Here is a 25599-nt window from a genome sequence, read left to right as displayed (position 1 = left end):
GTTATCGGCCCTGTGCGATCCTGCGCTCCTCCTCTTGCCGGGCTGAATGCTCCGCGGAGCGGCCCGGAACATGGGCCGAAGCGGGCCCCGAGGCGTGAGCCGGAGCGTGGGCCGGAGCCTCGTACCGCTGCGCGAGCCGGGCCTCGGCGCGGCGGATCGCGCCGGACGGCCACCAGGTGGCGCGCCCGAGGAGGAGCAGCGCCGCGGGCAGGATCATGATGCGGATCACGAAGGCGTCGAGCAGGACGGCCGCCGCGAGGACGAAGCCCATCTGCTTCATCTCCAGGATGTGCAGCATCACGAAGCTCGCGAACACGGTGACCATGACGATCGCCGCGCTGGTGACGACCTTGGCGGAGGACGCGATGCCGTCGAGGACCGCCTGCCGCGTGGGCACGCCGTTCAGGGCGGCCTCGCGGATCCGGCTGACCACGAAGACCTGGTAGTCCATCGAGAGCCCGAAGAGGATCACGAAGAGGAAGAGCGGGACGCGCGAGGAGATGCCGCCGAGCGAGTCGAAGGAGAGCAGCCCCTGTGCCCAGTCGCCCTGGAAGACGAGGACGAGCAGTCCGAGCGCGGATCCTACGGAGAGCAGGTTGAGGAGGGCGCCAAGCAGTCCGAGCACGACGGAGCGGAAGGCGAACACCGTCATGGCGAAGGTCATCAGGAGCAGGAAGCCGAGGACGAGCGGCAGCTTCTGGTTCTGGTGTGCCACGTAGTCGACGCCGCGCGGGACCTCGCCGGTGACGGCCGTCTCCACGCCGGGCAGCTTGCCGACGGTCTTGGGCAGATAGTCGTCGCGGAGGTGCTCCAGCGAGACTTCAGCGTCCTTCGAGTACGTGGGGTGTACGGAGTTCAGTTCCAGGGTGGTGGTCGTCCGGTCCTCCGAGGAGCGGAGGAGCGGAGTGCCGGAGGCGTGCGCGAAGAGCGGGTCGTGCCGGACGGTGCGGTCCAGCTCCGTCAGGGCCTCGCGCACGTCGCCGGCGCGCGAGGCCTCGGCCCGCACCACGACGAGGTGCCGCACGCGCAGCTCCGGGAAGGCGTCGAGCAGCCGGTCGTACCCCTTCATGGCGGGGATGTCGCGCGAGAAGCTGTCCCGCGCCGGGTTCTTGAGGTGCATGTTCAGGGCCGGCAGCGCGAGGCCGAGCAGGACGAGGACGGAGAGGCACAGGGTGAGCGCGGGGCGCTTGCGGGCCGGGGCGAGCAGGGCGTGCCAGACCCGGCCTGACTCCTTCTCCCCGGCCCCCTTCCCCGCGTGCGCGCGCTCTCCGTACGTGCGGGTGGGCTTGCCCTTCGACAGGCGCCGGGCCGCGCGCCGCTCGGTCCGGCGGCCGAGCTTGACCAGCAGGGCGGGCAGCACCGTCACCGAGCTGACCACGGCGACGGCGACGACCAGGATGGTGCCGGTGGCCAGCGAGTCGAAGATGACGTCACGGGCCAGGTAGAGCGCGGTGGTGGAGACGATCACGGCGAGCCCGGAGACCACGATGGCGCGGCCCGCCGTGGCGGCGGCGGCCTCGACCAGCGCCTCGGAGGTGAGGCGACCGCCCGCCCGGGCCCGCTCCTCGCGTTCGCGCTTGAGGTAGAAGAGCGTGTAGTCGACGCCGACGGCCATGCCGATGAGCAGGATCATGCTCATGCCGACGCCGGTGTCGGGCAGCAGGTGCGAGGCCAGCATCGCCAGGCCCATCGTCGCCATGATCGAGGTGACGGCGAGCAGCACCGGTACGCCGACCATGAGGACCGAGCCGAAGACCACGGCGAGCGTGATCAGCGTGATGGGCAGCGTGATCGCCTCGGAGAACTGCAGGTCCTTGCCGCGCTGGTCGTCGACGCCCTTGCTCACGGAGGCGTCACCCGTCTCCTCGACGACCAGGTCCGGGTGGGCCTTCGCCACCTTCTCGGTCTCGGCCTGGAGCGGGGGGACGTTCTTCTGGTCGTCCTGCTCGGAGCCGTGCAGCTCCACCTGGACCCGCAGGACGCGACCGTCGGCGGAGCGCACCGGGGGCGCGACCGAGGCGACCTCGGGCAGGGCCTTCATCCGGGCGGTGACGTCCTTGGCCGCGGCGGCGGCCGCCGCCTTGTCCGGCGGGCCCGACCGGGTCCGTATCAGTACGTGTTCCGTGGACCGCAGCGGGAGACCGCCCTCGGTCGCCAGCGCCTCGGCCCGGCCCGCCTCGCCCACGCGGAAGTCCTGCGAGGTCGCGCTGTTCATTCCGGCGGCGATCCCGCCGCCGAGGCACAGCGCCACGAAGAGCAGCCAGCCGGTGATCGCCCGGCCCGGGTGCAGTGCGCTCCAGCGGGCCACGCGCACCGTGACCGATCGCTTTCTCATTCCCGTTCCCCCATCGATGCCTCTTGCTTCATGTGTAAGAGGAGACTGACAGGTGTCGGAACGAGTCGTCAACTGTCATTCGAGACGGAGAGGTGGCGCTCCGAGCGCCGGGCGCAAGCCGGAAGAACGCGGATTGACAGCAGAACCCGTCATACGTAAGCCTTGACTGACAGGTTTCGGGACCAGCGCGAAGGCGGGCCATGGACAGCGAGGAGCTACTGGCTTTTCTCGCGGCGATCGGCCACACGCAGCGCATCCGGATCATCAACGAGCTCTCCGCGGGACAGCTGTACGTCAGCGAACTGGCCCGTCGGCTCGGGGTGTCCCGCCCCCTGCTCTACATGCATCTGGAACGCATGGAGAAGGCCGGTCTCGTCGTCGGCCGCTTGGAGCTCTCCGACGACGGCAAGGCGCTCAAGTACTTCGAACTGGCGCCGTTCGACGTCCGGTTGAACGTGGATACGATCGTCGCCGCCCTCCGGCAGGACCGGCCGGGCGAAGACGAACAGCACTCATCAAGGGGGACGTCCTAGTGGAAGACGTGATCATCCCGGTCGCCTTTTTCCTGATACTCGCCGGCGCGGTCGTCGCCGTCGCGTACTTCCAGACGCAGCGCAACAAGGAACGCGACCGCCAATACGCCGAGGCCATGCAGGGTTACCGCGAGGCCGTCGAGCGCGCCAGGTCCGAGCAGGAGGCGAACCGCCTGCAGCTCGTCGAGCTCGGCCACCGGCTGCAGAACGTCGAGGGCCTGCTCCGCAGCGTCGACTGACCGGGCCCGCCCGGTCGCCTGCCGGGCCCGCCGCGCCGCACCGGGTGCTCCCAGGATCCGGCCGGGCCTCATCCCGCGCCGGTCCTTTCGCGTCTACGCGGGTGAGTGTGTGAACCCGGTTGCGGCTTAAGCTCGTCTCTTGGCAACGCCGCACGCTGTTGCCCCGTTGTTTCCAGCAGAGTGAGAGAGAAGAGTGAGCACGATGTTTTCGCAGGTCAGCGGGATGACCAGGAGTGCGGGGTAACGGACAGGTGCACATCGTCATCATGGGCTGCGGGAGAGTCGGGTCCGCTCTCGCACAGAACCTCGAACAGCAGGGGCACACGGTCGCCGTGGTCGACCAGGACCCGACGGCCTTCCGTCGCCTGGGCGCCGGGTTCGGCGGCCGCCGCGTGACCGGCGTCGGCTTCGACCAGGACACCCTGCGCGAGGCCGGCATCGAGGAGGCGGGCGCCTTCGCCGCCGTCTCCAGCGGCGACAACTCCAACATCATCGCCGCCCGCGTGGCCCGCGAGATGTTCGGCATCGAGAACGTCGCGGCCCGCATCTACGACCCGCGCCGCGCCGAGGTCTACCAGCGCCTGGGCATCCCGACGGTCGCCACGGTCCGCTGGACCGCCGACCAGATGCTGCGCCGGCTGCTCCCGTCCGGCGCCGAGCCGCTCTGGCGCGACCCCACCGGCGGTGTGCAGCTCGCCGAGGTGCACGCGTCGGCGGCCTGGATCGGGCACAAGATCAGCCAGCTCCAGGAGGAGACCGGCGTGCGCGTGGCCTTCCTCACCCGGCTGGGCGAGGCGGTGCTGCCGACCTCGCAGACGGTTCTGCAGGAGGGTGACCTGGTGCACGTGATGATGCGCACCGACCAGGTCGACAAGGTCGAAGCGGCGTTCGCCGAAGGCCCCGAGGAGGGCGGTCACTGATGAGGGTCGCCATTGCCGGAGCCGGCGCGGTGGGACGTTCCATCGCCGGTGAGCTCCTGGAGAACGGCCACGAGGTCCTTCTCATCGACAAGGCGCCGACGGCCATCTCCGTCGAACGCGTCCCGCAGGCCGAGTGGCTGCTCGCCGACGCCTGCGAGATCACCTCCCTCGACGAGGCGGCGCTGCAGCGCTGCAACGTCGTGATCGCCGCGACCGGCGACGACAAGGTCAACCTCGTCGTCTCGCTGCTCGCCAAGACGGAGTACGGCGTCCCGCGCGTCGTCGCCCGCGTCAACAACCCCAAGAACGAGTGGCTCTTCAACGAGTCCTGGGGCGTCGACGTCGCGGTCTCCACGCCGCGCCTGATGTCCGCGCTCGTCGAGGAGGCGGTGAGCGTCGGCGACCTCGTGCGGCTGCTCCGCTTCAGCCACGGTGACGCGAACCTCGTCGAGCTGACGCTGCCGCCCGAGTCGGCCCTCGCGGGCACGCAGGTCGGCGACGTGCAGTGGCCCGAGGACACCTCGCTCGTCACGATCATCCGCGGTACGCGGGTTCTCGCGCCGACCGCGGACGATTCTCTGGAGGCGGGGGACGAGTTGCTCTTCGTGGCGGCGCAGGCTCGGGAGGAGCAGTTGGAGGACCTGTTGTCGGTTCGGCGGGACTGAGGTCGCCGTTGCGGCTGGCGGTACGTCGATGGGGGGCGCCCGGGAAGTTCCCGGGCGCCCCCATCGTTTCTTTCTGCGTCTCGCGATGCCTGCGGGTGCGTCGTGGCTTGTCGCGCAGTTCCCCGCGCCCCTGGAAAACCGGTCACCCGGGGCCCGCGTCCCCGCACAGTGCGCCTGCGCCGCGGCTGGGTGCGCAGTTCCCCGCGCCCCTAGAAGCGGTTCCCCGCGCCGCTGGAAGCGGCAGACGTCGCGCCTAGGCGTCCCGGCGCTCCCGCTCGCGTTCCGCCTTGCGGGTCTCCTCCGCCTTTTCCGCTGCTTCCATCTCCGCGAAGACGTCGATGGGGGGCGGGGCCTTGGCCAGGAAGACCCAGGTGAAGTAGACGGCCAGGAGGAACGGGGGGATCTTCAGGGCCACCAGGACCCAGCCGAACTGGGTCGTGTCCGCCCACCAGTACAGCGGGAAGAGGATCGCGCACTTGGCGAGCAGGATCAGGCCCCAGGCCCAACTGGCCTTCGCGTAGGCCTTCTTGCGGCCCGGGTTGCGGGTGCGCCAGGAGAGGTTCTCCTTGAAGACCGGGCCCAGGATGAGGCCGATCAAGGGCACGCCCGCGAGGGTCGTGATCATGTAGGCCAGGGAGAGGCCGAGGGTGTAGAGCATGCCCGGCAGGTAGAAGTCCTTGGCGTTGCCGGTCATCATCGCGAAGACCACGCCGAAGACGACGCCGAAGACGCCGCTGAAGGCGTGCTTGACGGTGTCCTTCATGACCAGGCGGACCACGACGAGCACCAGGGACACCGCGAGGGCCGCGATGGCCGACATGTGCAGGTCCTTGTTGATCGTGAAGATGGTCACGAAGAGCAGGCCGGGGACGACCGTCTCCACCATGCCCCGCACGCCGCCGAAGGCTTCGAAGAGCGCTGCCTCGGTCACGGCCCGGGAATCGGCGTCCTGATCCGTGTTCCCATGGTCCGTCGGCTTGTCGAGGGACGTCACCGGCTACTCCCGTCCGAGGGGTCTGAGTTCGTACTTGGGGTTGAAGAGCACCCGGCGGCCCCGGCTCTCCGAGATCCGGCCGGATGCGATCAGCCTGCGCCCCGGTTCGATTCCCACGATGGAGCGCCTGCCGAGCCACACCACGTCCAGCGCCGCCGAACCGTCGAACAGCTCGGCCTCCAGCGCGGGAACCCCGGCGCGTGGTCGCAGGGTGACCGTGCGCAAGGTACCAGTAACGGTGACTATCTGGCGGTCGCGGCAGTCGCCGATGCGGACGCAGCCCGCTGTCTCGGCGTCCTCCCTCAGCTCCTCCGACTCCAGGTCCTCCTGTGAGGAGGAGAGCCGGTCGAGCATGCGCCGGAAGCGGCCCGCCGGCTTTTCGGAACCAGGAACAGCACTCATACAAGAAGCGTACCGGGGTACGCCGACACAGCGGAAAGCGGTGCGCTCATCTGTGCTTATGTCCGCTCAGTACCCGCTGTGACGCCCCCTGAAGCGAATAATCCGGTCACTTCTCGAACCGGTATCCCATTCCCGGCTCCGTGATGAAGTGCCGCGGATGCGCCGGGTCCGTCTCCAGCTTGCGGCGCAGTTGCGCCATGTAGACGCGGAGGTAGTTCGTCTCCGTGCCGTACGAGGGGCCCCAGACCTCCTGGAGCAACTGCTTCTGGCTGACCAGGCGGCCGGTGTTGCGCACCAGGACCTCCAGGAGGTGCCACTCGGTGGGGGTGAGGCGGACGTCGCGGCCCTCGCGGTTGACCTTCTTGGCGGCCAGGTCGACGGAGAAGTCCCCGGTGTCGACCATCACGTCGTCCTCGCCCGGTCCGGTGGGCTCCGCCCTGCGGACGGCGGCGCGCAGCCGGGCGAGGAGCTCGTCCATGCCGAAGGGCTTGGTCACGTAGTCGTCGGCGCCCGCGTCCAGTGCCTCGACCTTCTCGTCCGAGCTGTGCCGGGCGGAGAGGACCAGGATCGGGACGCGCGTCCAGCCGCGCAGGCCCCTGATGACCTCCACGCCGTCCATGTCGGGCAGACCGAGGTCGAGCACGATCACGTCGGGGTGGCGGGCGGCGGCGACCTGCAGCGCGGTGGCGCCGTCGGGGGCCGAGTCCACCTCGTACTTGCGCGCCTTCAGGTTGATCACGAGGGCACGTACGATCTGCGGCTCGTCGTCGACCACGAGCACCCGGGTCATGATTGCCTGCCTTTCTGGCATCTGTTCGAGGTCACGAGGTGACCTGTGCCGAGAGCTCCGAGCGGGTCTGCGGCCGCCCGGCCGCCGCCCGCAGGGTGAGGACCATGGTGAGGCCGCCGCCGGGGGTGTCCTCGGCGGCGAGGGTGCCGCCCATGGCCTCGGCGAAGCCACGGGCGACGGCGAGGCCGAGACCCACCCCGGCGCCGCGCGGAGCGTCACCGTAGCGCTGGAAGGGCGCGAAGATGCGGTCCTTCGCACTGTCGGGGACACCGGGGCCGCGGTCCACCACGCGGATCTCGACCCGCTCGCCGAGAGCGCTGGCGGAGACCTTGACGGGCTCCCCGTCGGGGGCGTATTTCACGGCGTTCTCGACGACGTTGGCGACCGCCCGCTCCAGGAGGCCCTTGTCGACGGCGACCATCGGCAGCGTTTCGGGGATGTCGAGGTCCGCGCTGCCGTCGGGCACCCCGCCCAGGGCCATGGGGACGACCTCGTCGAGGTCGATCTCGCGGATCAGCGGGGTGACGGTGCCGGTCTGCAGGCGGGACATGTCGAGGAGGTTGCCGACGAGGTGCTCCAGGCGGTCGGCGCCCGCCTCGATGCCTTCGAGGAGCTCGGCCTCGTCCTCATCGGACCACTCCACGTCGTCGGAGCGCAGCGAGGACACGGCCGCCTTGATGCCCGCGAGGGGCGTACGGAGATCGTGGCTGACGGCGGCGAGCAGGGCGGTGCGGATGCGGTTGCCCTCGGCGAGGGTGCGGGCCTTGTCGGCCTCGGACAGCAGGCGCTGGCGGTCCAGGACGACGGCGGCCTGCGCGGCGAACGCGGCGAGCACGCGTCGGTCCGCGGCGGGCAGGACCCGGCCCGACAGGGCGAGCGCCATGTGGTCGCCGACGGGCACGTCCACGTCGGCGACCTCGGGGCGTTCCAGCGGGCGGCCGTCGCCGGCGCTGCCCGCGCAGGTCCAGGGCTCGGTGTCGCTCTCGCGCTCCAGAAGGGCCACGGACTCCATGGCGAAGGTCTCGCGGACGCGTTCGAGAAGGGCTTCCAGGCTGGTCTCGCCGCGCAGCACGCTGCCGGCGAGGAAGGAGAGTATCTCCGCCTCGGCCCGCAGCCGGGCCGCCTGGGCGGTGCGCCGGGCCGCGAGGTCCACGACGGAGGCCACCGACACCGCGACACCCACGAAGACGGCGATCGCAAGGATGTTCTTGTTGTCGGAGACCGTCCACAGGTGCTTCGGCGGCGTGAAGTAGTAGTTGAGGAGCAGCGAGCCGAACGCCGCCGACGCGAGCGCCGGGAACAGCCCGCCCACCAGCGCGGCGGCGACCGTGAGCGCCAGGAAGAGCAGCATGTCGTTGGCGAGGCCGAGATCGGCGTCGACATGGGCGAGCAGGAGCGTCAGGAGCGCAGGTCCGCCGACGCCGACCAGCCAGCCCCAGATGACCCGGGAGCGGCCGAGGCGGGCCCCGCGGGCGACGGGAAGGCCGCGCCCCTTGGCCACCTCGCCGTGCGTGACGATGTGCACGTCCAGGTCGGGCCCCGAGTCCCGCGCGACGGTCGCGCCGACGCCGGGCCCGAAGACATACTGCCAGGTCTTGCGGCGGGAGGAGCCGAGGACGATCTGGGTGGCGTTGACGCCGCGCGCGAAGTCCAGGAGCGCGGCCGGTATGTCGTCCCCTATGACGTGGTGGAAGGTGCCGCCGAGGTCCTCCACCAGGGTGCGCTGGACGGCGAGTTCCTTGGGGGACGCGCCGGTGAGGCCGTCGCTGCGGGCGATGTAGACGGCGAGGATCTCGCTGCCGGAGCCCTTGGCGGCCATGCGGGAGGCGCGTCTGATCAGGGTGCGGCCCTCGGGCCCGCCGGTCAGGCCGACGACGATGCGCTCGCGGGCCTGCCAGGTGGAGCGAATGTTGTGCTCGCCCCGGTACTGCTGGAGGTACTCGTCGACGCGGTCGGCGACCCAGAGCAGGGCGAGCTCGCGCAGCGCCGTGAGGTTGCCGGGCCGGAAGTAGTTGGAGAGGGAGGCGTCGATGCGGTCGGGCTTGTAGATGTTGCCGTGCGCCATGCGGCGGCGCAGCGCCTGGGGCGACATGTCGACCAGCTCGATCTGGTCGGCGCGGCGGACCACCTCGTCAGGCACCGTCTCGCGCTGGCGTACGCCGGTGATCGACTCGACGACGTCGCCCAGGGACTCCAGGTGCTGGATGTTCACCGTGGAGACGACGTCGATGCCGGCCGAGAGGAGCTCCTCGACGTCCTGCCAGCGCTTGGCGTTGCGGGAGCCGGGGACGTTGGTGTGGGCGAGCTCGTCGACCAGGGCGATGGCGGGAGAGCGCTCCAGGACCGCGTCGACGTCCATCTCGGTGAAGGCCGTGCCGCGGTACTCCAGGTCCTTGCGGGGGACCTGTTCCAGACCGCTCAGCATCACCTCGGTGCGCGGCCGGTCGTGGTGCTCCACGAAGGCGACCACGCAGTCGGTGCCGCGCTCGGTACGGCGGTGGGCCTCGGAGAGCATGGCGTACGTCTTGCCGACGCCCGGTGCCGCACCGAGGTAGATCCGAAGCTTGCCGCGTGCCATGGCCTCATTGTCTTCCCGAAAACGCTGTGTACGCAGCGTCGACCTTACGGCCAACAATTCCGGCATTACGGACGAGGGGGTGCGGGGGTGTCGTCCTTGACACAACCCTGATGCGAGCGGCCGCGGCGCCGGAGAACGCAGGTCAGTGCGTGACGACCGCGCCGTCGCACAGTTCCAGGACCCGGTCGGCCAGGCCGGGCAGCGTCGCGTCGTGCGTGGCGACCAGCGCGGTGACGCCCTCGCTGCGGACGACCGCGCGCCACCGATCGCTCCCCTTTTGTGCGCCCCTGGGTCCGCAGGGGCCGGGCGCCAGTATTGCCACCGGATGCCCGGCCCGACAAGGTCCGGACCAGTGCCGGAGCGTGCGGGATCAGCGCGGGTTGCCCGCGTGCGTCAGGGTCTCCCAGGCGACGAAGAGGTTGTTGGAGCCGGCCGGGCGGTTGCGTTCGGTGAGCTTCTGGGTGTTGGTCATGGCCTGGCCGAGGCGGCCGGCGATGGCGTTGTAGCCGACCTCGGTGACGGGTCCCAGGCCGCGGTGGACGGTGCCCTTGCAGAGCGAGGCGGGCGGCGCCTCCCCCAGCTCGTACCTGGCCTGGAAGCCGAGGCCCTGGCGCAGCCGCTCGCCGACGTCCGTGGCGTAGAGGTCCTGGCCCTGGACGCGGCTGGTCTCGGCGACGTGGGAGATCGCGGAGAGGCCGTAGCCGGTGTGGGTGAGGTCCCGGCAGGTCTCCTGGGTGAGGCCGGTGGTGAACGTCCCCTGGCCCTGCCAGTACTTGACGATCTTCTCGCGGGTGTCGAGGTGCTGGCTGGGCACGGTCTTCGGCAGCGCACCGTCGGAGGCGAGGTAGACGTACGCGGCCGTGCGCGTCCGGAACTTCGCCATCGCCTTGTCGTACGACGCCTTGTCCTCCAGGAAGACGGAGATGCCGACGGCCGCCTCCATCATCGACAGCTCCCAGTTGCCGTTGGAGTGGGAGCCGTTGATGACCTCGGGCAGGTAGACGTCGCGCAGCATCGTGGCGAAGCGTGCGGAGTTCGCCCAGTTCCCCGTGTACGTGTACTTGATGATCTCGGCGGCGCGCGGCCAGCTGGATCCTGCCCAGCCGGTCTGCAGCGGGGCGTTGCTGTTGGTGTGGTCCTTGAGGGTGGCCGACCAGGCGTCCATGAGTTCGATGGACTTCTCGGCGTAGCGCTCGTCACGCGTGACGTACCAGGCGAGCGCGGTGGTGTACGCGGCTATCGCGTCCTCGCGCTCGTCGGTGCAGCCGTGGTCGGGGTCGGAGTACGAGCCGCACTCCACGACCGCGCGGGGCTTGGGGGCGCGGGAGAGGGAGGCGTACTTGCTGCCCATCATCTGCTCGTGGGCGGACTTCCAGGGCTGGGCCCCCGCGGCGACCTTCTCGCGGGTGAAGTCCAACTGGCCGCGGGAGACGGTGACTCCGGGGTGGACGAAGGACGAGGGGGCGGCCTCGGCCCGCTCGGCGCCGGGCCAGGCCACGAATCCGGCGACCAGGGCGGTCACGGCGGCGACGACGGCCGCCCCTAAGGGAAGTCGCGCTCTGTGGCGGTTCTGGCGGCGTGCGGAGATGGAGGCGTACGGCATGGGGGACCATCCGTCCTGAGAGGTCTCGGGTTCTCGTATGTGAACGTCAAGCGCCTTTCTGAACACGGGTGTTGGCCCGTGACCATAGGTACGGACCAGACCTCCGTCAAGACATGGAGCCGAAGAACCGGGATGCCGCGGGGCCGTACACACTTGTGACCCGCGGCGGTCCGGACGAACCGGAACCACCGCGGGTCACAAGGGAGTTGGAGGAGCGGTCAGCGCACCTCGGTGATCTCGGGACCGCGCTGGAGCTGCCCCATGCCGCCCGAGAAGCGCGAGCCCTCCTGCTGCTCCTGCTGGACGTTCTCCGCGACCATCTGGGCGTCGTCCGGCAGCTTCAGGACGATCGGGTCACGCGGCGCCATCGGGCCCTCGCCGCGCACGACGACCGTGTCCCGGAAGATCTGCTCCAGGAGACCGGCCGTCTGCGGCTGCACCGCGCCCTGCCCGGAGATCACACCGCGCAGGAACCAGCGCGGCCCGTCGACGCCGATGAAGCGCACGACCTGCACGCCGCCCGTACCGTCCGGCAGCTGCACCGGAACCTGGGCACGCAGCTCCCAGCCGAGCGGGCCCTCGACCTCGTCGATGACACCGCCCTGCTGGGTGATGCCCGAGGCGATCTCCTCGCGGACCTCGCCCCAGATGCCCTCCTTCTTGGGGGCGGCGAAGCCCTGCAGCTGGATGGCGCTGTCCTGGAGCACGACGGTGGCCGCGACGATCGCGTCGCCCGCGACCTCCACCCGCAGCTCCATGCCCTCGACGCCCGGCACGAAGAGCCCACCGAGGTCCACGCGGCCCTCGCCGGGCTCACGGACCTCGGAGAGGTCCCAGGGGCCGTCGGGACGGGGCTCGGGCTCGAGCCTCGCGCGCGAGCGCGCGACGCCGGCGTCAGCGGAGTCATCGCTGTCCATGCCGTCGACGACCTGCTCGTCCGCGCCCGCCGCGTCCTCGGCGGCACTGTCCTTCTTGCGACGTCCGAACACGTCACTGTCCTTCCCGGTCGGATACGACCGATGCGTATCGATTCCCACCCGTTTGATCACCCGGGCTCACACCTGGGCCGACGCCCACGGCGGCATGGCCACCGGTGGACCCGAAGCCCCCCTCGGCCCGCGCCGATGCGGGAAGCTCCGCCACCTCCTGGAAGCGGACCTTCTCGACCTGCTGGACGACCAGTTGGGCAATCCGGTCGAAGCGCTCGAACCGCACGGCCTCGCGCGGATCGAGATTCACCACGATCACCTTGATCTCCCCACGGTACCCGGCATCCACCGTCCCCGGGGCATTCACCAGAGCGACACCACAGCGGGCGGCGAGCCCGGAACGGGGGTGCACGAAGGCCGCGTACCCCTCGGGGAGCGCGATGGACACCCCGGTCGGCAGGACCGCGCGCTCGCCGGGGGCGAGTTCGCGGGACTCCGTCGTGCGCAGATCGGCACCGGCGTCACCGGGCTGCGCGTACGCGGGCAGCGGTACATCGGGGTCGACGCGCCTGATCAGCACGTTCAGCTCGTCGGAGGGCGTCACGGGTTCACCTCGAAAGCGCGGGCACGCCGGACCTGGTCCGGGTTGTTCATGGCCGCCTGGATCTCCTCCGGGCGGCCGTTGTCGATGAAGTGGTCGACCTTCACCTCGATGAAGAGGGCGTCGGCGCGGACGGCGACGGGCCCGTCGGGACCGCCGATCCGTCCGGTGGCGGTCGAATAGATCTTCCGTCCGGCTACGGCGGTGACCTCGGCCTCCAGGTACAGCACGGTGCCCAGCGGCACGGGCCGCACGAAGTCGGTCTCGAGCCGCCCGGTCACGGCGATCACGCGCAGCAGCCAGTTCAGCGAGCCGAGCGTCTCGTCGAGCGCGGTGGCGAGGACGCCGCCATGGGCGAGGCCGGGGGCACCCTGATGCGCCTCGCGCACGGTGAACTCGGCGGTGATGGCCACGCCCTCACCGGCTCGCGCCGCGAGGTGCAGTCCGTGCGCCTGTCCCTCACCACAGCCGAAACAGTGCTCGTAATGGGCACCGATGAGCTCACCCGGGGCGGGCGCGTCGGGGTGGCGGACGGGCGCTATCGCGTCGGCCGGGGGCGTCAGAGCTGCAGATGTACCACTCACAGGCGCAGACCTTACCTCCGCGTCAGCGCGGCAACCGCACCGTGCCAAGCTTGGTTCCATGCAGCCTTATGAAGAACGCCTGACCGCGCCCCGTTCGTGGTGGTTCGCCTCGGTCCTGGTGGGCGTCGCGATGGCCCTGATCCTGCTGCCGTTCGGCACCCTGCCGCTCCTCGGCGGCCTGGTCGGCGGCACGGCTGTGGCAGCGGTCGTCACCAGCGCGTACGGCGCCGTGCGCGTCCGGGTGGTGGCGGGCTCACTGGTCGCGGGGGACGCGAAGATCCCGGTGTCCGCCCTGGGCGACGCGGAGGTCCTGACCGGCGAGGAGACCCGCGCCTGGCGCACTTACAAGGCCGACCCGCGCGCCTACATGCTGCTGCGCGCCTACATCCCCACGGCGCTGCGGGTGAACGTCACGGACCGCGATGACCCCACCCCGTACGTGTACGTCTCCACGAGACACCCGGAGGAACTGTCGGCGGCGCTGGACGCGGTACGCCAAAGCGCCCCGTAAGGGTCGCGGGATCAGGGGCGCGGGGAACTGCATCAGGGGCGCGGGGAACTGCGCGACCAGCCAGAGGCGGCCCGCAGACCGGCACGAAAGCGCAGACCGACACGGAAGCGCAGGCCCACGAAAGAAGAACAGCCGTACCGCCTGCGGCACGGCGGCGAGGGGCACACAGGGGCCGAGCTCAGCGCCCCAGCTCCCGGGGGACCTCCCCCACCCGCAGAGGATCGTCCGGCTTCTCCAGAGGCGGCAGCTCCGCCAGCGCGTCCCACGGCACCTGCGTCTTGCGCAGGTCCTGCCGGATCCGTCCGGCCAGCTTCTTGGTGTCCCGGCGGTTCATGACCGCTCCGACCGCGGCGCCCACCATGAAGGGCATGAGGTTCGGCAGGTTGCGGACCATCCGCTTCATGATCTGCTGGCGCAGCTCGCGCTTCATCTGGCCGCCCAGCGCGGTGTTGAAGGTCGCCGGCTTGGCGACGTCGATACCGCGCTCCTCGGACCAGGAGTTCAGGTACGCCATGCTGCGCTGCTTGAGGTTGCCCTCGGGCCGTCGGCCGTAGACCTCGTGCAGCTCGGCGATCAGCTTCAGCTCTATGGCGGCGACGCCGGTGATCTCCGCCGCGAGCTCGGCGGGCATCGCGGGCGGCACCGGCAGCATCGCCGCGGCCCCCACTCCCGCACCTACGGTGGACGTGGCGTTGGCGGCGCCCGCGACGAGTTTGTCCGCGAGCTGCTCGGGGCCGAGGCCCGGGAACTGCTTGCGGAGGGTCGCCAGATCGCGGACCGGGATCCGCGGGGCGTTCTCGATGAGCCGGTCGGCGAGATAGCCGATGCCGGCCTTGGCGCCGCGCCCGCCCATGCGCACGCCTTGCATCACTCCGCCCGTGACGGCGGCAACGCGGCCGCCCCTGGACCCGGCCTCACCGGCTTTCCGAGTGGTCCTGGGCGCCCTGTCGACCGCCGTCTCGTCCGGCGCCGCCTCGGCGGCGGTCACCGGTTCGAGCGAGGCTGCCCCAGTCGCGGAAGAGCCTCGCCCGTCGTCACACACACCGGCGTCCGGGACGCCGGCCTCGTCCGCCCCGCGCTTGCGGAAGCGGCGCTTCCAGGACGGGGTCGAGCCAGTCACGGCCGACCCCGCCTCAGTCGCAGTCGCGGCAGATCGGCTGGCCGTTCTTCTCGCGGGCCAGCTGACTGCGGTGGTGCACCAGGAAGCAGCTCATGCAGGTGAACTCGTCCTGCTGCTTCGGGAGCACGCGGACGGCGAGCTCCTCGTTGGAAAGGTCGGCGCCGGGCAGCTCAAGGCCCTCGGCGGCCTCGAACTCGTCGACGTCGACGGCCGAGGTCGACTTGTCGTTCCGCCGTGCCTTGAGTTCCTCGATGCTGTCCTCATTGACGTCATCGTCGGTCTTACGTGGGGTGTCGTAGTCCGTTGCCATGTCGCTCTCCCCCTCTGGGTGTCTGCGGTGTCTCAAGCGCTCGTAACGCGTGAGAGGCCGGACTTGTGCCCGACCTGAAGCGGAGATTTTGCCTCACATCAAGGTCTGTTACTCAATCGACACCCAACCGGACCCCTGGAGGGGTGATCGGTTTGGATGGCGATCGGGACCGTACACGGTCCGAATGTCGCACTTCACAGGCGCCACCCCGTGTACTTCCCGTGATCAAGACCCCTAAAAACCCGGATTTTCCCGGCTTTCCGACGACTTTCACGATCACGGAGAGTAGATGGACCGAAAATTCGCCCCTGTGATCGATCACACATGAAATTCCCAGGAAGAGGCCCGGAAATTCCGCGTTGAGCGAACATCGCGGCGCGTCCGCGGCAGCATCTCAGAGAGGAAGGGTGACTCGCATGACGAGCCCACCCCCCTCGCGCGGCTCCGCGATGATACGGCCCCCGTGGGCCCGCGCCACCGACCGGGCGATCGACAGGCCGAGACCGACGCCCTTGTCACTGCCCGTCCGCTCGGTCCGCAGCCGCCGGAACGGCTCGAAGAGGTTGTCGATCTCGTACGCGGGCACCACGGGACCCGTGTTCGACACCACCAGGACCGCCTGGCCGTGCTGGGCCTCCGTGGTGACCTCGACCCAGCCCTCGTCCGGCACGTTGTACCTGACGGCGTTCTGTACGAGGTTCAGGGCGATCCGCTCCAGGAGGACGCCGTTGCCCTGCACGACGGCCGGAGCGCGCTCTCCGCGGATCTCCACGCCCTTCGCGTCGGCCTCGGCGCGCACCTGGTCCACGGCGCGGTCGGCGACCTCGGCGAGGTCGACCGGTTTGCGCTCCACGATCTGGTTGTCACTGCGGGCGAGGAGCAGCAGACCCTCCACGAGCTGCTCGCTGCGCTCGTTGGTGGCGAGCAGGGTCTTGCCGAGCTGATGGAGCTCGGGCGGCGCCCCGGGGTCGGAGAGGTGCACCTCCAGGAGCGTGCGGTTGATCGCCAGGGGCGTGCGCAGCTCGTGCGAGGCGTTGCCGACGAACCGCTGCTGGGCGGTGAAGGCGCGTTCCAGACGGTCCAGCATCTCGTCGAAGGTGTCCGAAAGCTCCTTCAACTCGTCGTCGGGGCCGTCCAGTTCGATGCGCCGGGACAGGTCCGTGCCGGCCACCCTGCGCGCGGTGCGCGTGATGCGGCCGAGCGGCGAGAGGACCCGGCCCGCCATCGCGTAGCCGAAGGCGAAGGCGATCACGGCGAGACCCAGGAGGGCGAGCAGCGAGCGGCTGAGGAGATTGTCCAGGGCGTGCTGGCGCACCTGGTTGACGCAGTCGTTCAACGCGTTGTTGAGCTGCACTTCGGTGGGGTGCTCGGAAAGACCCCGGAAACTCTCGCAGGTCTGACTGCTCACGGTGCTGTTGCCGGTGACCTGGAACGGCAGCTCGCTGCCCACGTTCAGGGCCTGCGCGGCGAGCAGATAGATGATCGAGAGCAGCAGGATGCCCGCGATCAGGAACATGCCGCCGTAGAGCAGCGTGAGGCGTATACGGATCGTGGGACGCAGCCACGGGAAGGGCGGTTCGACCTTGCGCGGGTCCCACGTGGGCTTCGGAGGCGCGGCTGGTGGCGCCGGGGACGCGGCCACCGGGGATCAGATCCGGTAGCCGGAGCCGGGCACCGTCACGATGACGGGGGGCTCGCCGAGCTTGCGGCGCAGGGTCATGACGGTCACCCGGACGACGTTCGTGAACGGGTCCGTGTTCTCGTCCCAGGCCTTCTCCAGGAGCTGCTCGGCGGAGACCACCGCGCCCTCGCTGCGCAGCAGCACTTCGAGGACGGCGAACTCCTTGGGGGCCAGCTGGATCTCCCTGCCGTCGCGGAAGACCTCGCGGCGGTTGGGGTCGAGCTTGATCCCGGCGCGCTCCAGGACGGGCGGCAGCGGCACGCTGGTACGCCGTCCGAGGGCACGCACGCGTGCCGTGAGCTCGCTGAACGCGAAGGGCTTGGGGAGGTAGTCGTCGGCGCCGATCTCCAGGCCCTCGACGCGGTCGCTGACGTCGCCCGACGCGGTGAGCATCAGGACGCGGGTCGGCATGCCGAGCTCGACGATCTTGCGGCAGACGTCGTCGCCGTGGACGAGCGGGAGGTCCCGGTCGAGCACCACGACGTCGTAGTCGTTGACGCCGATGCGCTCCAGAGCGGCCGCTCCGTCGTACACGACGTCGACGGCCATGGCCTCCCGGCGCAGTCCGGTGGCCACCGCATCGGCGAGCAGCTGCTCGTCCTCGACGACGAGTACGCGCACGTCGCTGTCCTTCCTCTGTGCCCCTGCGGGCAGGTCTGTCGTGGGGTAGGGCTCCATCCTGCCCCTTTCGGCCATAAACCGGCTGTAAGACAGCCTGTCATCGGAGCCGGGCCCGGGGCCGGGTCGCGGGAATGCCGGATTTTCTCCGCGGGTTGAGGTTTCTGCGGAACCGAGCGAGGGGAGGACGGGTTTACACCCGCGATCACGCTTTGTATGTAGCACGCCACAAACTGCTTTCCGCAGAGCGGCTTGAGACGTGATCGCCCCTTCCTTGAGGGCACACCCCCGTGCCATCGACCCACGACCCAGCCGAGGGGGCGCAACCATGGACGCATTCACCGCAGGACTGCTGCAGCGCATAGAGGCCACGGAGTCCGACCTCACGAAGGCCCGTGAGACGGGCGACGACTTCCTTGCCGAGGTCGAGCTGGCCGAGCTGGAAGACCTCCACCGCCTGGCGGCCGAGCACGGCGTCGAGGTGGGCGCCCTGCACGCCTGACCGACGTCCCAGTACACACACGGAAGGGCCCCGGCACCTGTGGGACGAGGTGCCGGGGCCCTTCCGTGTGTGCGGGGGTCCTTCCGTGTGTGCGGGGGCCCTTCGTGGGTCAGTCGTGCCAGGCGCCGAGGTCCTCCAGGAGGCCCTGGAGCGTCTCGAAGAGGGCGGGCGGCCCCGCGATGGCCAGCTCGCCCGAGAGCGCCTCTCCGGGGCGGCCACCGGTCAGCGCGCCCGCTTCCCGCGCGACGAGGTCGCCTGCCGCGAAGTCCCACGGGTTCAGCCCCCGCTCGTAGTACGCGTCGAGGCGGCCCACCGCGACGTCGCACAGGTCGATCGCGGCCGAGCCGCCGCGCCGGATGTCCCGGACCTTCGGGATCAGGTGACGCGCCACCTCGGCCTGCTGCGCGCGGCGCTCAGCGATGTACCCGAAGCCGGTGCCGATCAGGGCCTGGTCCAGGGAGGGGGCGGGGCGCACCCGGGCGGGCACGTCGTTGAGGTGGGCGCCCTCTCCGAGGACCGCGCGGTACGTCTCCCCGCGCATCGGCGCGTGCACGACTCCGACGAGCGTCTCGCCGTCCTTGCGGGCGGCGATGGACACGGACCAGTCGGGGCGGCCGTAGAGGTAGTTGACGGTGCCGTCGATGGGGTCGACGACCCACTGGACGCCGCTGGTGCCCTCGGAGCTCGCGCCCTCCTCGCCGAGCACGCCGTCGGCCGGCCTGCGCTCGGCGAGGAAGGCGGTGATCAGCTTCTCGGAGGCGATGTCCATCTCGGTGACGACGTCGACGGCGCTCGACTTGGTGGCGGCCACGCCGAGGTCGTCGGGCCGTCCGTCGCGCAGGAAGGCTCCGGCGCGGTGCGCGGCCTCCAGGGCGAGGGCGAGGAGTTCTGCCTTGAGGTCGGTCACGTCGGTCACTGCGTTACCTCGGGGTTCTTTACGCGTACGGGCTGTCGGCGCCCGCGGCCGCGGGCTTCGGGGCGCGGGCGGGGCAGCAGCCCACCGGGCACAGGTCATGGCTCGGGCCGAGGGAGCCCAGGGCGCAGGGGGTGACGGCCGCGCCGCTCTCCGCGGCGGCCCGCTCAAGGACCAGTTCCCTGATCGCCGCGGCGAACCGCGGGTCGGCGCCGACGGTCGCCGATCGGCGCACCGGAAGACCCAGCTCCGCGGCCTTGGCCTCGGCCTCGGTGTCGAGGTCGTACAGGACCTCCATGTGGTCCGAGACGAACCCGATGGGGACCATGACCACGGCGGGGGCACCTGCCGCGTGCCGCTCCTCCAGGTGGTCGCAGATGTCCGGCTCCAGCCACGGGATGTGCGGGGCGCCGCTGCGCGACTGGTAGACGAGCTCCCAGGGGTGCGCGGCGCCGGTCTCCTCCTGGACGGCGTCGGCGATGAGGCGGGCCACGTCCAGGTGCTCCTTGACGTACGCACCGCCGTCGCCGTGCTCCTCGACGGGGCCGGAGGTGTCCGCGGCGGCGGTCGGGATGGAGTGCGTGGTGAAGGCCAGGTGCGCTCCGTCCCGCACGTCCTCGGGGAGTTCGGAGAGGGACTTCAGAACACCGTCGATCATGGGGCGGACGAAGCCGGGGTGGTTGAAGTAGTGCCTGAGCTTGTCGACCTTGGGCAGTTCGAGGCCCTCGGACTCCAGGACGGCCAGGGAGTCCGCGAGGTTCTCGCGGTACTGACGGCAGCCCGAGTACGAGGCGTACGCGCTGGTGGCCAGGGTCAGGATGCGGCGGTGGCCGTCGGTGACCATCTCGCGCAGGGTGTCGGTCAGATAGGGCGCCCAGTTGCGGTTGCCCCAGTAGACCGGCAGGTCCAGGCCGTGCTCCACGAAGTCCTTGCGCAGGGCGTCCAGGAGGGCGCGGTTCTGGTCGTTGATCGGGCTGACCCCGCCGAACAGGAAGTAGTGCTGCCCCACCTCCTTGAGCCGCTCCGTGGGGATGCCGCGCCCGCGCGTCACGTTCTCCAGGAACGGGACGACGTCGTCCGGGCCTTCTGGGCCGCCGAACGAGAGCAACAGCAGGGCGTCATAGGGAGTCGAATCCAGCGCATCGGACATGCATCCGATCCTGCCACCCGCCACTGACAGCCGGAAAACGGCCTCCGCCGAACGGAAAAACCCGGTGCGCCAGGCCGCTTCGGAGCCGTAACCTGTATTGGCCATCTTTACGCCTTACCCGGAGCCTCCGCCGCCACGGAAGCGGCAGCCGTTCCGGAGCCCTAGCGGAGTCCACGTGCCCAGCCCCTACCGCGCCATCTTCGCCGCCCCCGGCACGAAGGCCTTCTCCAGCGCCGGGTTCCTCGGCCGCATGCCGCTGTCGATGATGGGCATCGGCATCGTGACCATGGTGTCGCAGCTCACCGGGCGTTACGGCCTCGCGGGCGCCCTGTCGGCGACGGTCGCGCTGTCGGCCGCCGCGATCGGGCCGCAGATCTCCCGGCTCGTGGACCGGCACGGCCAGCGCCGGGTGCTCAGGCCCGCGACGCTGGTCTCCCTGGCCGCGGTCGCCGGGCTGCTGCTCTGTGCGAAGTTCGAGGCGCCCGACTGGACGCTGTTCCTCTTCGCCGCCCTGGTCGGCTGCGTGCCGAGCGTGGGCTCGATGATCCGGGCGCGCTGGGCCGTCCTGTACCGCGACACCCCGCAGCTGCACACCGCGTACTCCTTCGAGTCGGTGGTGGACGAGATCTGCTTCATCTTCGGGCCGATCATCTCGATCGGTCTCTCCACGGTGTGGTTCCCGGAGGCCGGTCCGCTGCTGGCCGGGGCCTTCCTCGCGGTGGGCGTCTTCTGGCTGACGGCCCAGCGGGCCACCGAGCCGGTGCCGCATCCGCGGGAACACCACACCAGGGAGTCGGCGCTGCGCTCCGGGGGCCTGCAGGTGCTGGTCGCCACCTTCGTCGCGACCGGCGCGATCTTCGGTTCGATCGACGTGGTCACCGTGGCGTACGCGGAGGACCAGGGCCACAAGTCCGCGGCCAGCCTGGTGCTCGCCGTCTACGCGCTCGGCTCCTGCGTGGCGGGCGCGGCCTTCGGGCTCCTGCGCTTCGAGGGGGCGCCGGCCCCCCGGTGGCTGCTGGGTGTCTGTGCGATGGCCGTGAGTATGATCCCGCTTCAACTGGTCGGGAACCTTCCGTTTCTGGCCGTGGCGTTGTTCGTCGCGGGCCTCTCCATCGCACCGACAATGATCACGACGATGGCCCTCGTCGAGCAGCACGTACCACGCGCGAAACTGACCGAGGGCATGACCTGGGTGAGCACCGGGCTCGCGGTCGGGGTCGCGCTCGGCTCCTCCGCGGCCGGGTGGGTCATCGACGCCGCGGGATCGGACGCCGGATACGGGGTGCCGGGGATCTCCGGAGCCGTCGCGGTCGCGGTCGGATTCCTGGGGTATCGCCGGCTGAAGCGGCCGGTTCCGCGACGGGGAGGGACCCATGAATACGGGCACGAGCAGCGGGAAGAGCACAGCGACGTGGCGTAACTGGGCGGGCAACGTGACCGCGCGGCCGGCCCGGGAGACCACCCCCGCCTCGGTCGACGAGCTGGTCGCGGCCGTGCGCCGGGCCAAGGAGGACGGCCTGAAGGTGAAGCCCGTCGGCACGGGCCACTCCTTCACGGCGACCGCCGCGACCGACGGCCTCCTCATACGCCCCGACCTGCTCACCGGCATCCGGGCGATCGACCGCGCGGCCGGCACGGTCACCGTGGAGGCCGGCACTCCGCTGAAGCGCCTGAACACGGCGCTGGCCCGCGAGGGTCTGTCGCTCACGAACATGGGCGACATCATGGAGCAGACCGTCTCCGGAGCCGTCAGCACCGGCACGCACGGCACGGGCCGCGACTCGGCCTCGATCTCCGCCCAGATAACGGGACTTGAGCTGGTCACCGCGGACGGCACGGTCCTGACCTGCTCCGCCGACGAGAACCCCGAGGTGTTCACCGCGGCCAGGACAGGGCTCGGCGCCCTCGGCGTCATCACGGCCATCACCTTCGCCGTGGAACCGGTCTTCTACCTCACCGCTCGCGAGGAGCCGATGACCTTCGACAGGGTCACCGACGACTTCGACGCACTCGTCACCGAGAACGAGCACTTCGAGTTCTACTGGTTCCCGCACACCGGCAACTGCAACACCAAGCGCAACAACCGCAGCCCGGGCCCCGCGGCTCCGCCCGGCCGGATCAGCGCCTTCGTAGAGGACGAGTTGCTCTCCAACGGCCTCTTCCAGGTGGTCAATTCCCTCGGCCGCGCCGTCCCCGCGGCCATCCCCGGCATCGCCAAGATCTCCAGCAAGGCGCTCTCCGCGCGGACCTATACGGACATCCCCTACAAGGTCTTCACCAGCCCGCGCCGCGTCCGGTTCATGGAGATGGAGTACGCGGTCCCGCGCGAGGTCCTCGTGGAGACCCTGCGCGAACTGAAGGCGATGGTGGACCGCTCGCCGCTGCGGATCAGCTTCCCCGTGGAGGTCCGCACGTCCCCCGCCGACGACATCACGCTCTCCACGGCGTCGGGCCGGGAGAGCGCGTACATCGCCGTCCACATGTACCGGGGCACGCCGTACCAGGCGTACTTCACGGCCGCCGAGCGGATCTTCACCGCGCACGAGGGGCGGCCGCACTGGGGCAAGGTGCACACGCGCGACGCGGAGTACTTCTCCAAGGCGTACCCCCGCTTCGGCGAGTTCACGGCCCTGCGCGACCGCCTCGACCCGGACCGCCTGTTCGGCAACGACTACCTGCGGCGGGTCCTGGGCGCCTGAAACGTCCGCTACGGAGTGGGCGTAGCGCCGCCCTGCTGCGGGTCTCCGCCCGTGCCCGAGCCCTTCGAGGGCGTGGGCGTCGGGGTGGGCTTGGGCGTGGGCGTCGGGTCCGTCGTGGAACTGTCGTCCCCGGAGTCGGAGCCGTCGTCCTTGCCCTTGTCCGGGTCCGTGCCGGTGCCGTTTCCGGTGTCGTCCTTCGAACCGGAGTCGGTGCCGTTGCCGTTCCCCGTGCCGTTGCCGGAGTTGTCGCCGCCGGTCCCGTTCGGGTCCTGCGACGCGTTGTCGCCGCCCTGCCGGGAGCCGTCATCCGTGCCCGGCGTGCCGTCGTCCGAAGGCTGTACGGAGGGTTCGTCCGCGGGCGGGGGCTGCTTCCTCGGAGAGGAGTTGTGCCCCGAGACACCGTTGCTGATCGTGGTGCCCTCGCCGCCGCTCAGGTCCTTGCCGGAGACCAGCTCGTACGTGGTGATACCCGCCATGGCGACACCGAAGACGACGGCCGCGGCGATCAACGGCCGCTTCCAGCTGCGGACCTGCGTGCGGTGCGTGGTGCCCTCGGTGAACTCCTCCGACGGGAGTGCCGGTTCGAAGGCGGTCGTCGGCGTCGGCACTTGGCCGGGGCCCGTGGTGCGCAACACGCGCGTGGCGTCGTCGTGCGGCAGCGCCTGGGTGGCGTCGACCGCCCCGAGAAGCTGCGTCCTCTCGGCGTCGGCACCGGCTCCCGCGGTGGGCAGCAGCGTCGTGGCATCCGCGTCGCCCGCGGGCGGCGGCACCGTCGTGGGGTCCGTGCCCGCGGCGGGCAGGACCGCGGTGGGATCCGCCGCGGGATCCGCGTCCCCCGCCGTGGGCAACAGCGCGGTCGCGTCGGCATCGGTGCCGGGGGCGGCCGCCTCCGGTCTCCCCCACGTCGTGGTCACCGGGCCCGTCGCGCCGAGAGCTCCCGGATAGGCGGCGGCCCTGGCGGCGGTCCTGAATGTCTCGGGCACCTGCGTCGCGGCCGTCACCGGAACCTGCCGGGCCCTCGGCTTGGCCTGCACCGTGACGTCACGTATCTGCTCGCCCGTACGCTTGAAGAAATGCTGGAAGACGGTGCCGCCACAGGTCGCGATCGCGCTCACGACACCGGCGCCGAGGATCGTTCCGTAGACGCCGAGGTTCGAGGCGAGCTTCGCCGCCACGACCGCGGCGATGGCACTTCCGGCCACCTGCGGCACACTCAGATCGAGGCGCCGCTTCTCGCCCGGCTCCTCCTGGTCCTTCGACTCCTTGCCGGAATCCGGCTTTTCACGCATCTCCGACCCTTGCCTGCCTTTCTCGACCGACTACACGAGACAGGGACGTATGGGCGAAGTGTTTAGTTCCGTTTCGGGACATACCGTGAAGTGCGCCACCCGCGTGGAGGCGTGACAGGGCCGGAGCGGGCGCCAACTGCCGTCCTCCATGAGAAGTTCGGCGGCGCGGCGGTCCACCCGCGTGGCCCGAATGGAGTACTGTTGCGAGCCCTGGGTCCGGTCTCCCGCCAGGGTGCCCGGGGCCTCGAAGGACCGCCGGGTGGGGGGCTCGCTGCACAGGGTGACGAACCTCGTCACTTAGCGTTGCGAAATGGTAACCGTGCCATAACGGCGATCCAGGGCCCATGCCCGACACGCCGGGCAACTCGGCAAGGTTGTGGCAGGCTGCACCCGGGCAGGCCACACTCGACTAGCGGAAGCAGCGACGCACGTGACGTCGGCAGGCACCACCCGGGAGGTCCCCATGCCCGAACTGCGTGTCGTGGCCGTCAGCAACGACGGCACACGGCTGGTGCTCAAAGCTGCGGACAGCACGGAGTACACGCTTCCGATCGACGAACGGCTGCGTGCCGCAGTCCGCGGCGACAGGCCCCGACTCGGACAGATCGAGATCGAGGTGGAGAGCCACCTCCGACCGCGCGACATCCAGGCACGGATACGTGCCGGCGCCAGCGCGGAAGAAGTGGCCCAGTTCGCCGGCATCCCCGTCGACCGCGTCCGCCGCTTCGAAGGACCCGTGCTCGCGGAGCGCGCCTTCATGGCGGAGCGCGCCAGGAAGACCCCCGTGCGCCGTCCCGGCGAGAACACCGGACCCCAGCTCGGCGAGGCCGTGCAGGAACGGCTGATGCTGCGGGGCGTCGACAAGGACACCGTCCAGTGGGACTCCTGGCGCCGTGACGACGGCACGTGGGAGGTCCTGCTCGTCTACCGCGTCGCGACCGAACCGCACTGCGCGAGCTGGACGTACGACCCGCCCCGGCGGCTCGTCCAGGCCGTGGACGACGAGGCGCGTTCGCTCATCGGCGAAACGGACGACGTCTCCGCGCCCGAGCCCAGCTTCCCGTTCGTGCCGCGCATCGCCCGGCTGCCCCGGGACCGCCCCGCGGACCGGCCGCTCGACCGCGCCCTGGACCGTCAGCTGGAGCGCCCGAGCATCCCGCTGCCCCCGGCCGAATCGCCGGAGGAAGGCACCGGCGCCGGCTCCGCGGTCGCCGAACAGGAGCGCGACTCGCTGACCAGCCTCCTGGAGGCGGTGCCCAGCTTCCGCGGCGACATGGTCGTACCCGAGCGCCCCTCGGCCACGACCACCACGGAACTGCCGCCGCCCGCCCAGGAGGAGCCCGAGCAGGAGCCGGACGCCGAGGAGCCCCCGGCGGCATCGGCGGGCGCCGGCGCGGCCTACGCGGACGTGCTCATGCCGCGCTCGGTGGCGAGCCACCGCGACCGCCTCGTCGGCTCCACGGACCGTCAGGCCGAGGCCGACGGCGTGCGCCCGGGCCGCCGCGCCGCGGTGCCCAGCTGGGACGAGATCGTCTTCGGCACGCGCCGCAAGAAGCAGGAATAGCGCCTCGGCGGGAAAGCCGCTCAGGCAGCTGTCTACGGAGTGGGGGGCCACACCCGGCCGGGTGTGGCC

Annotated in this window: 25 protein-coding genes and 1 pseudogene; 9 read left to right on the top strand and 17 right to left on the bottom strand. The window is 70.6% G+C overall.

Annotated features, from left to right (window positions below; genetic code table 11):
• Position 1: 1 nt before the first annotated feature.
• Positions 2-2335, bottom strand: coding sequence for an MMPL family transporter (locus ACFVYL_RS07420; RefSeq protein ID WP_389713543.1), 2334 nt, complete (start codon positions 2333-2335; stop codon positions 2-4).
• A gap of 200 nt (positions 2336-2535) precedes the next feature.
• On the opposite strand from ACFVYL_RS07420, the gene ACFVYL_RS07415 reads away from it, so the two are divergent.
• The 4 genes from ACFVYL_RS07415 (at position 2536) to ACFVYL_RS07400 (ending at position 4692) form a co-directional block, all read left to right on the top strand.
• Positions 2536-2868: an ArsR/SmtB family transcription factor gene (locus ACFVYL_RS07415; RefSeq protein ID WP_389713542.1), complete on the top strand. Its 333-nt coding sequence runs from the start codon at positions 2536-2538 to the stop codon at positions 2866-2868.
• Positions 2868-3107 (top strand): hypothetical protein, encoded by a 240-nt coding sequence (locus tag ACFVYL_RS07410; protein WP_389713540.1) that lies wholly within the window; start codon positions 2868-2870, stop codon positions 3105-3107. The genes ACFVYL_RS07415 and ACFVYL_RS07410 overlap by 1 nt, the downstream gene beginning before the upstream one ends.
• 251 nt (positions 3108-3358) lie before the next feature.
• Complete coding sequence (locus ACFVYL_RS07405) at positions 3359-4027, top strand: potassium channel family protein (RefSeq protein ID WP_389713539.1); 669 nt, start codon at positions 3359-3361, stop codon at positions 4025-4027.
• Positions 4027-4692 carry a TrkA family potassium uptake protein gene (locus ACFVYL_RS07400; protein ID WP_361731847.1) on the top strand — a complete coding sequence of 222 codons (666 nt, stop codon included), beginning with the start codon at positions 4027-4029 and terminating at the stop codon, positions 4690-4692. The genes ACFVYL_RS07405 and ACFVYL_RS07400 overlap by 1 nt, the downstream gene beginning before the upstream one ends.
• A gap of 253 nt (positions 4693-4945) precedes the next feature.
• Here the strand turns inward: ACFVYL_RS07400 and ACFVYL_RS07395 are convergent, their stop codons facing one another.
• From ACFVYL_RS07395 to ACFVYL_RS07355, 9 genes and pseudogenes are all read right to left on the bottom strand, one after another.
• Entirely contained in the window at positions 4946-5686 is a 741-nt protein-coding gene (locus ACFVYL_RS07395) for a DUF3159 domain-containing protein (protein ID WP_389713538.1), read from the bottom strand.
• 3 nt (positions 5687-5689) lie between these two features.
• Complete coding sequence (locus tag ACFVYL_RS07390) at positions 5690-6088, bottom strand: OB-fold nucleic acid binding domain-containing protein (RefSeq protein ID WP_389713536.1); 399 nt, start codon at positions 6086-6088, stop codon at positions 5690-5692.
• A 106-nt stretch (positions 6089-6194) separates the two neighbouring features.
• A complete protein-coding gene (locus tag ACFVYL_RS07385) occupies positions 6195-6878 on the bottom strand; it encodes a response regulator (RefSeq protein ID WP_389713535.1) in 684 nt (227 codons plus the stop codon).
• A gap of 31 nt (positions 6879-6909) precedes the next feature.
• Positions 6910-9456: an ATP-binding protein gene (locus ACFVYL_RS07380; protein ID WP_389713534.1), complete on the bottom strand. Its 2547-nt coding sequence runs from the start codon at positions 9454-9456 to the stop codon at positions 6910-6912.
• Between the two features lie 142 nt (positions 9457-9598).
• Positions 9599-9718, bottom strand: a pseudogene (locus ACFVYL_RS07375) (ABC transporter ATP-binding protein); the annotation flags it as partial.
• Positions 9719-9826: 108 nt separating this feature from the next.
• Complete coding sequence (locus ACFVYL_RS07370) at positions 9827-11059, bottom strand: alginate lyase family protein (RefSeq protein ID WP_389713533.1); 1233 nt, start codon at positions 11057-11059, stop codon at positions 9827-9829.
• 218 nt (positions 11060-11277) lie between these two features.
• Positions 11278-12048, bottom strand: a complete 771-nt coding sequence (locus tag ACFVYL_RS07365) for a DUF3710 domain-containing protein (RefSeq protein ID WP_389713532.1) — start codon at positions 12046-12048, stop codon at positions 11278-11280.
• A gap of 1 nt (position 12049) precedes the next feature.
• Positions 12050-12592 (bottom strand): dUTP diphosphatase, encoded by a 543-nt coding sequence (gene dut / locus ACFVYL_RS07360; RefSeq protein ID WP_389713531.1) that lies wholly within the window; start codon positions 12590-12592, stop codon positions 12050-12052.
• Positions 12589-13173, bottom strand: a complete 585-nt coding sequence (locus ACFVYL_RS07355; RefSeq protein ID WP_389713529.1) for a PaaI family thioesterase — start codon at positions 13171-13173, stop codon at positions 12589-12591. Before ACFVYL_RS07355 ends, dut begins: the two co-directional genes overlap by 4 nt.
• Positions 13174-13231: 58 nt before the next feature.
• Here ACFVYL_RS07355 and ACFVYL_RS07350 point away from each other — a divergent pair, with 58 nt between their 5' ends.
• Positions 13232-13684: a DUF3093 domain-containing protein gene (locus ACFVYL_RS07350; protein ID WP_389713527.1), complete on the top strand. Its 453-nt coding sequence runs from the start codon at positions 13232-13234 to the stop codon at positions 13682-13684.
• A gap of 178 nt (positions 13685-13862) precedes the next feature.
• Here ACFVYL_RS07350 and ACFVYL_RS07345 read toward each other — a convergent pair whose 3' ends face one another.
• From ACFVYL_RS07345 to ACFVYL_RS07330, 4 genes are all read right to left on the bottom strand, one after another.
• Positions 13863-14804, bottom strand: a complete 942-nt coding sequence (locus ACFVYL_RS07345; RefSeq protein WP_389713525.1) for a hypothetical protein — start codon at positions 14802-14804, stop codon at positions 13863-13865.
• Positions 14805-14817: 13 nt separating this feature from the next.
• Positions 14818-15114 carry a DUF4193 domain-containing protein gene (locus tag ACFVYL_RS07340; RefSeq protein WP_055544889.1) on the bottom strand — a complete coding sequence of 99 codons (297 nt, stop codon included), beginning with the start codon at positions 15112-15114 and terminating at the stop codon, positions 14818-14820.
• A gap of 394 nt (positions 15115-15508) precedes the next feature.
• Positions 15509-16756 carry a sensor histidine kinase gene (locus ACFVYL_RS07335; RefSeq protein ID WP_389713523.1) on the bottom strand — a complete coding sequence of 416 codons (1248 nt, stop codon included), beginning with the start codon at positions 16754-16756 and terminating at the stop codon, positions 15509-15511.
• A 6-nt stretch (positions 16757-16762) separates the two neighbouring features.
• Positions 16763-17416 carry a response regulator transcription factor gene (locus ACFVYL_RS07330; protein ID WP_389713522.1) on the bottom strand — a complete coding sequence of 218 codons (654 nt, stop codon included), beginning with the start codon at positions 17414-17416 and terminating at the stop codon, positions 16763-16765.
• 325 nt (positions 17417-17741) lie between these two features.
• On the opposite strand from ACFVYL_RS07330, the gene ACFVYL_RS07325 reads away from it, so the two are divergent.
• Positions 17742-17915 (top strand): hypothetical protein, encoded by a 174-nt coding sequence (locus ACFVYL_RS07325; protein ID WP_361731879.1) that lies wholly within the window; start codon positions 17742-17744, stop codon positions 17913-17915.
• Positions 17916-18024: 109 nt separating this feature from the next.
• Here the strand turns inward: ACFVYL_RS07325 and ACFVYL_RS07320 are convergent, their stop codons facing one another.
• Positions 18025-18822 (bottom strand): inositol monophosphatase family protein, encoded by a 798-nt coding sequence (locus ACFVYL_RS07320; protein ID WP_389713936.1) that lies wholly within the window; start codon positions 18820-18822, stop codon positions 18025-18027.
• 28 nt (positions 18823-18850) lie between these two features.
• The gene (locus ACFVYL_RS07315; RefSeq protein WP_389713520.1) at positions 18851-19978 is read right to left on the bottom strand and encodes a ferrochelatase; all 1128 of its coding nucleotides are present in this window, start codon (positions 19976-19978) and stop codon (positions 18851-18853) included.
• A 175-nt stretch (positions 19979-20153) separates the two neighbouring features.
• On the opposite strand from ACFVYL_RS07315, the gene ACFVYL_RS07310 reads away from it, so the two are divergent.
• Positions 20154-21398, top strand: coding sequence for an MFS transporter (locus ACFVYL_RS07310; protein WP_389713519.1), 1245 nt, complete (start codon positions 20154-20156; stop codon positions 21396-21398).
• Complete coding sequence (locus tag ACFVYL_RS07305) at positions 21352-22677, top strand: D-arabinono-1,4-lactone oxidase (RefSeq protein WP_389713518.1); 1326 nt, start codon at positions 21352-21354, stop codon at positions 22675-22677. The genes ACFVYL_RS07310 and ACFVYL_RS07305 overlap by 47 nt, the downstream gene beginning before the upstream one ends.
• An 8-nt stretch (positions 22678-22685) precedes the next feature.
• On the opposite strand, the gene ACFVYL_RS07300 is transcribed toward ACFVYL_RS07305, so the two are convergent.
• On the bottom strand, positions 22686-23966 hold the full coding sequence (locus tag ACFVYL_RS07300) for a hypothetical protein (protein WP_389713517.1): 1281 nt from the start codon (positions 23964-23966) through the stop codon (positions 22686-22688).
• A 463-nt stretch (positions 23967-24429) separates the two neighbouring features.
• Here ACFVYL_RS07300 and sepH point away from each other — a divergent pair, with 463 nt between their 5' ends.
• Complete coding sequence (gene sepH, locus ACFVYL_RS07295) at positions 24430-25530, top strand: septation protein SepH (protein ID WP_389713516.1); 1101 nt, start codon at positions 24430-24432, stop codon at positions 25528-25530.
• Positions 25531-25599: the final 69 nt, after the last annotated feature.

It is taken from the genome of Streptomyces sp. NPDC058308, from assembly GCF_042880275.1.
In the GTDB taxonomy this organism is placed as follows: domain Bacteria; phylum Actinomycetota; class Actinomycetes; order Streptomycetales; family Streptomycetaceae; genus Streptomyces.
This window is presented reverse-complemented; position numbering and strand designations above follow the sequence as displayed.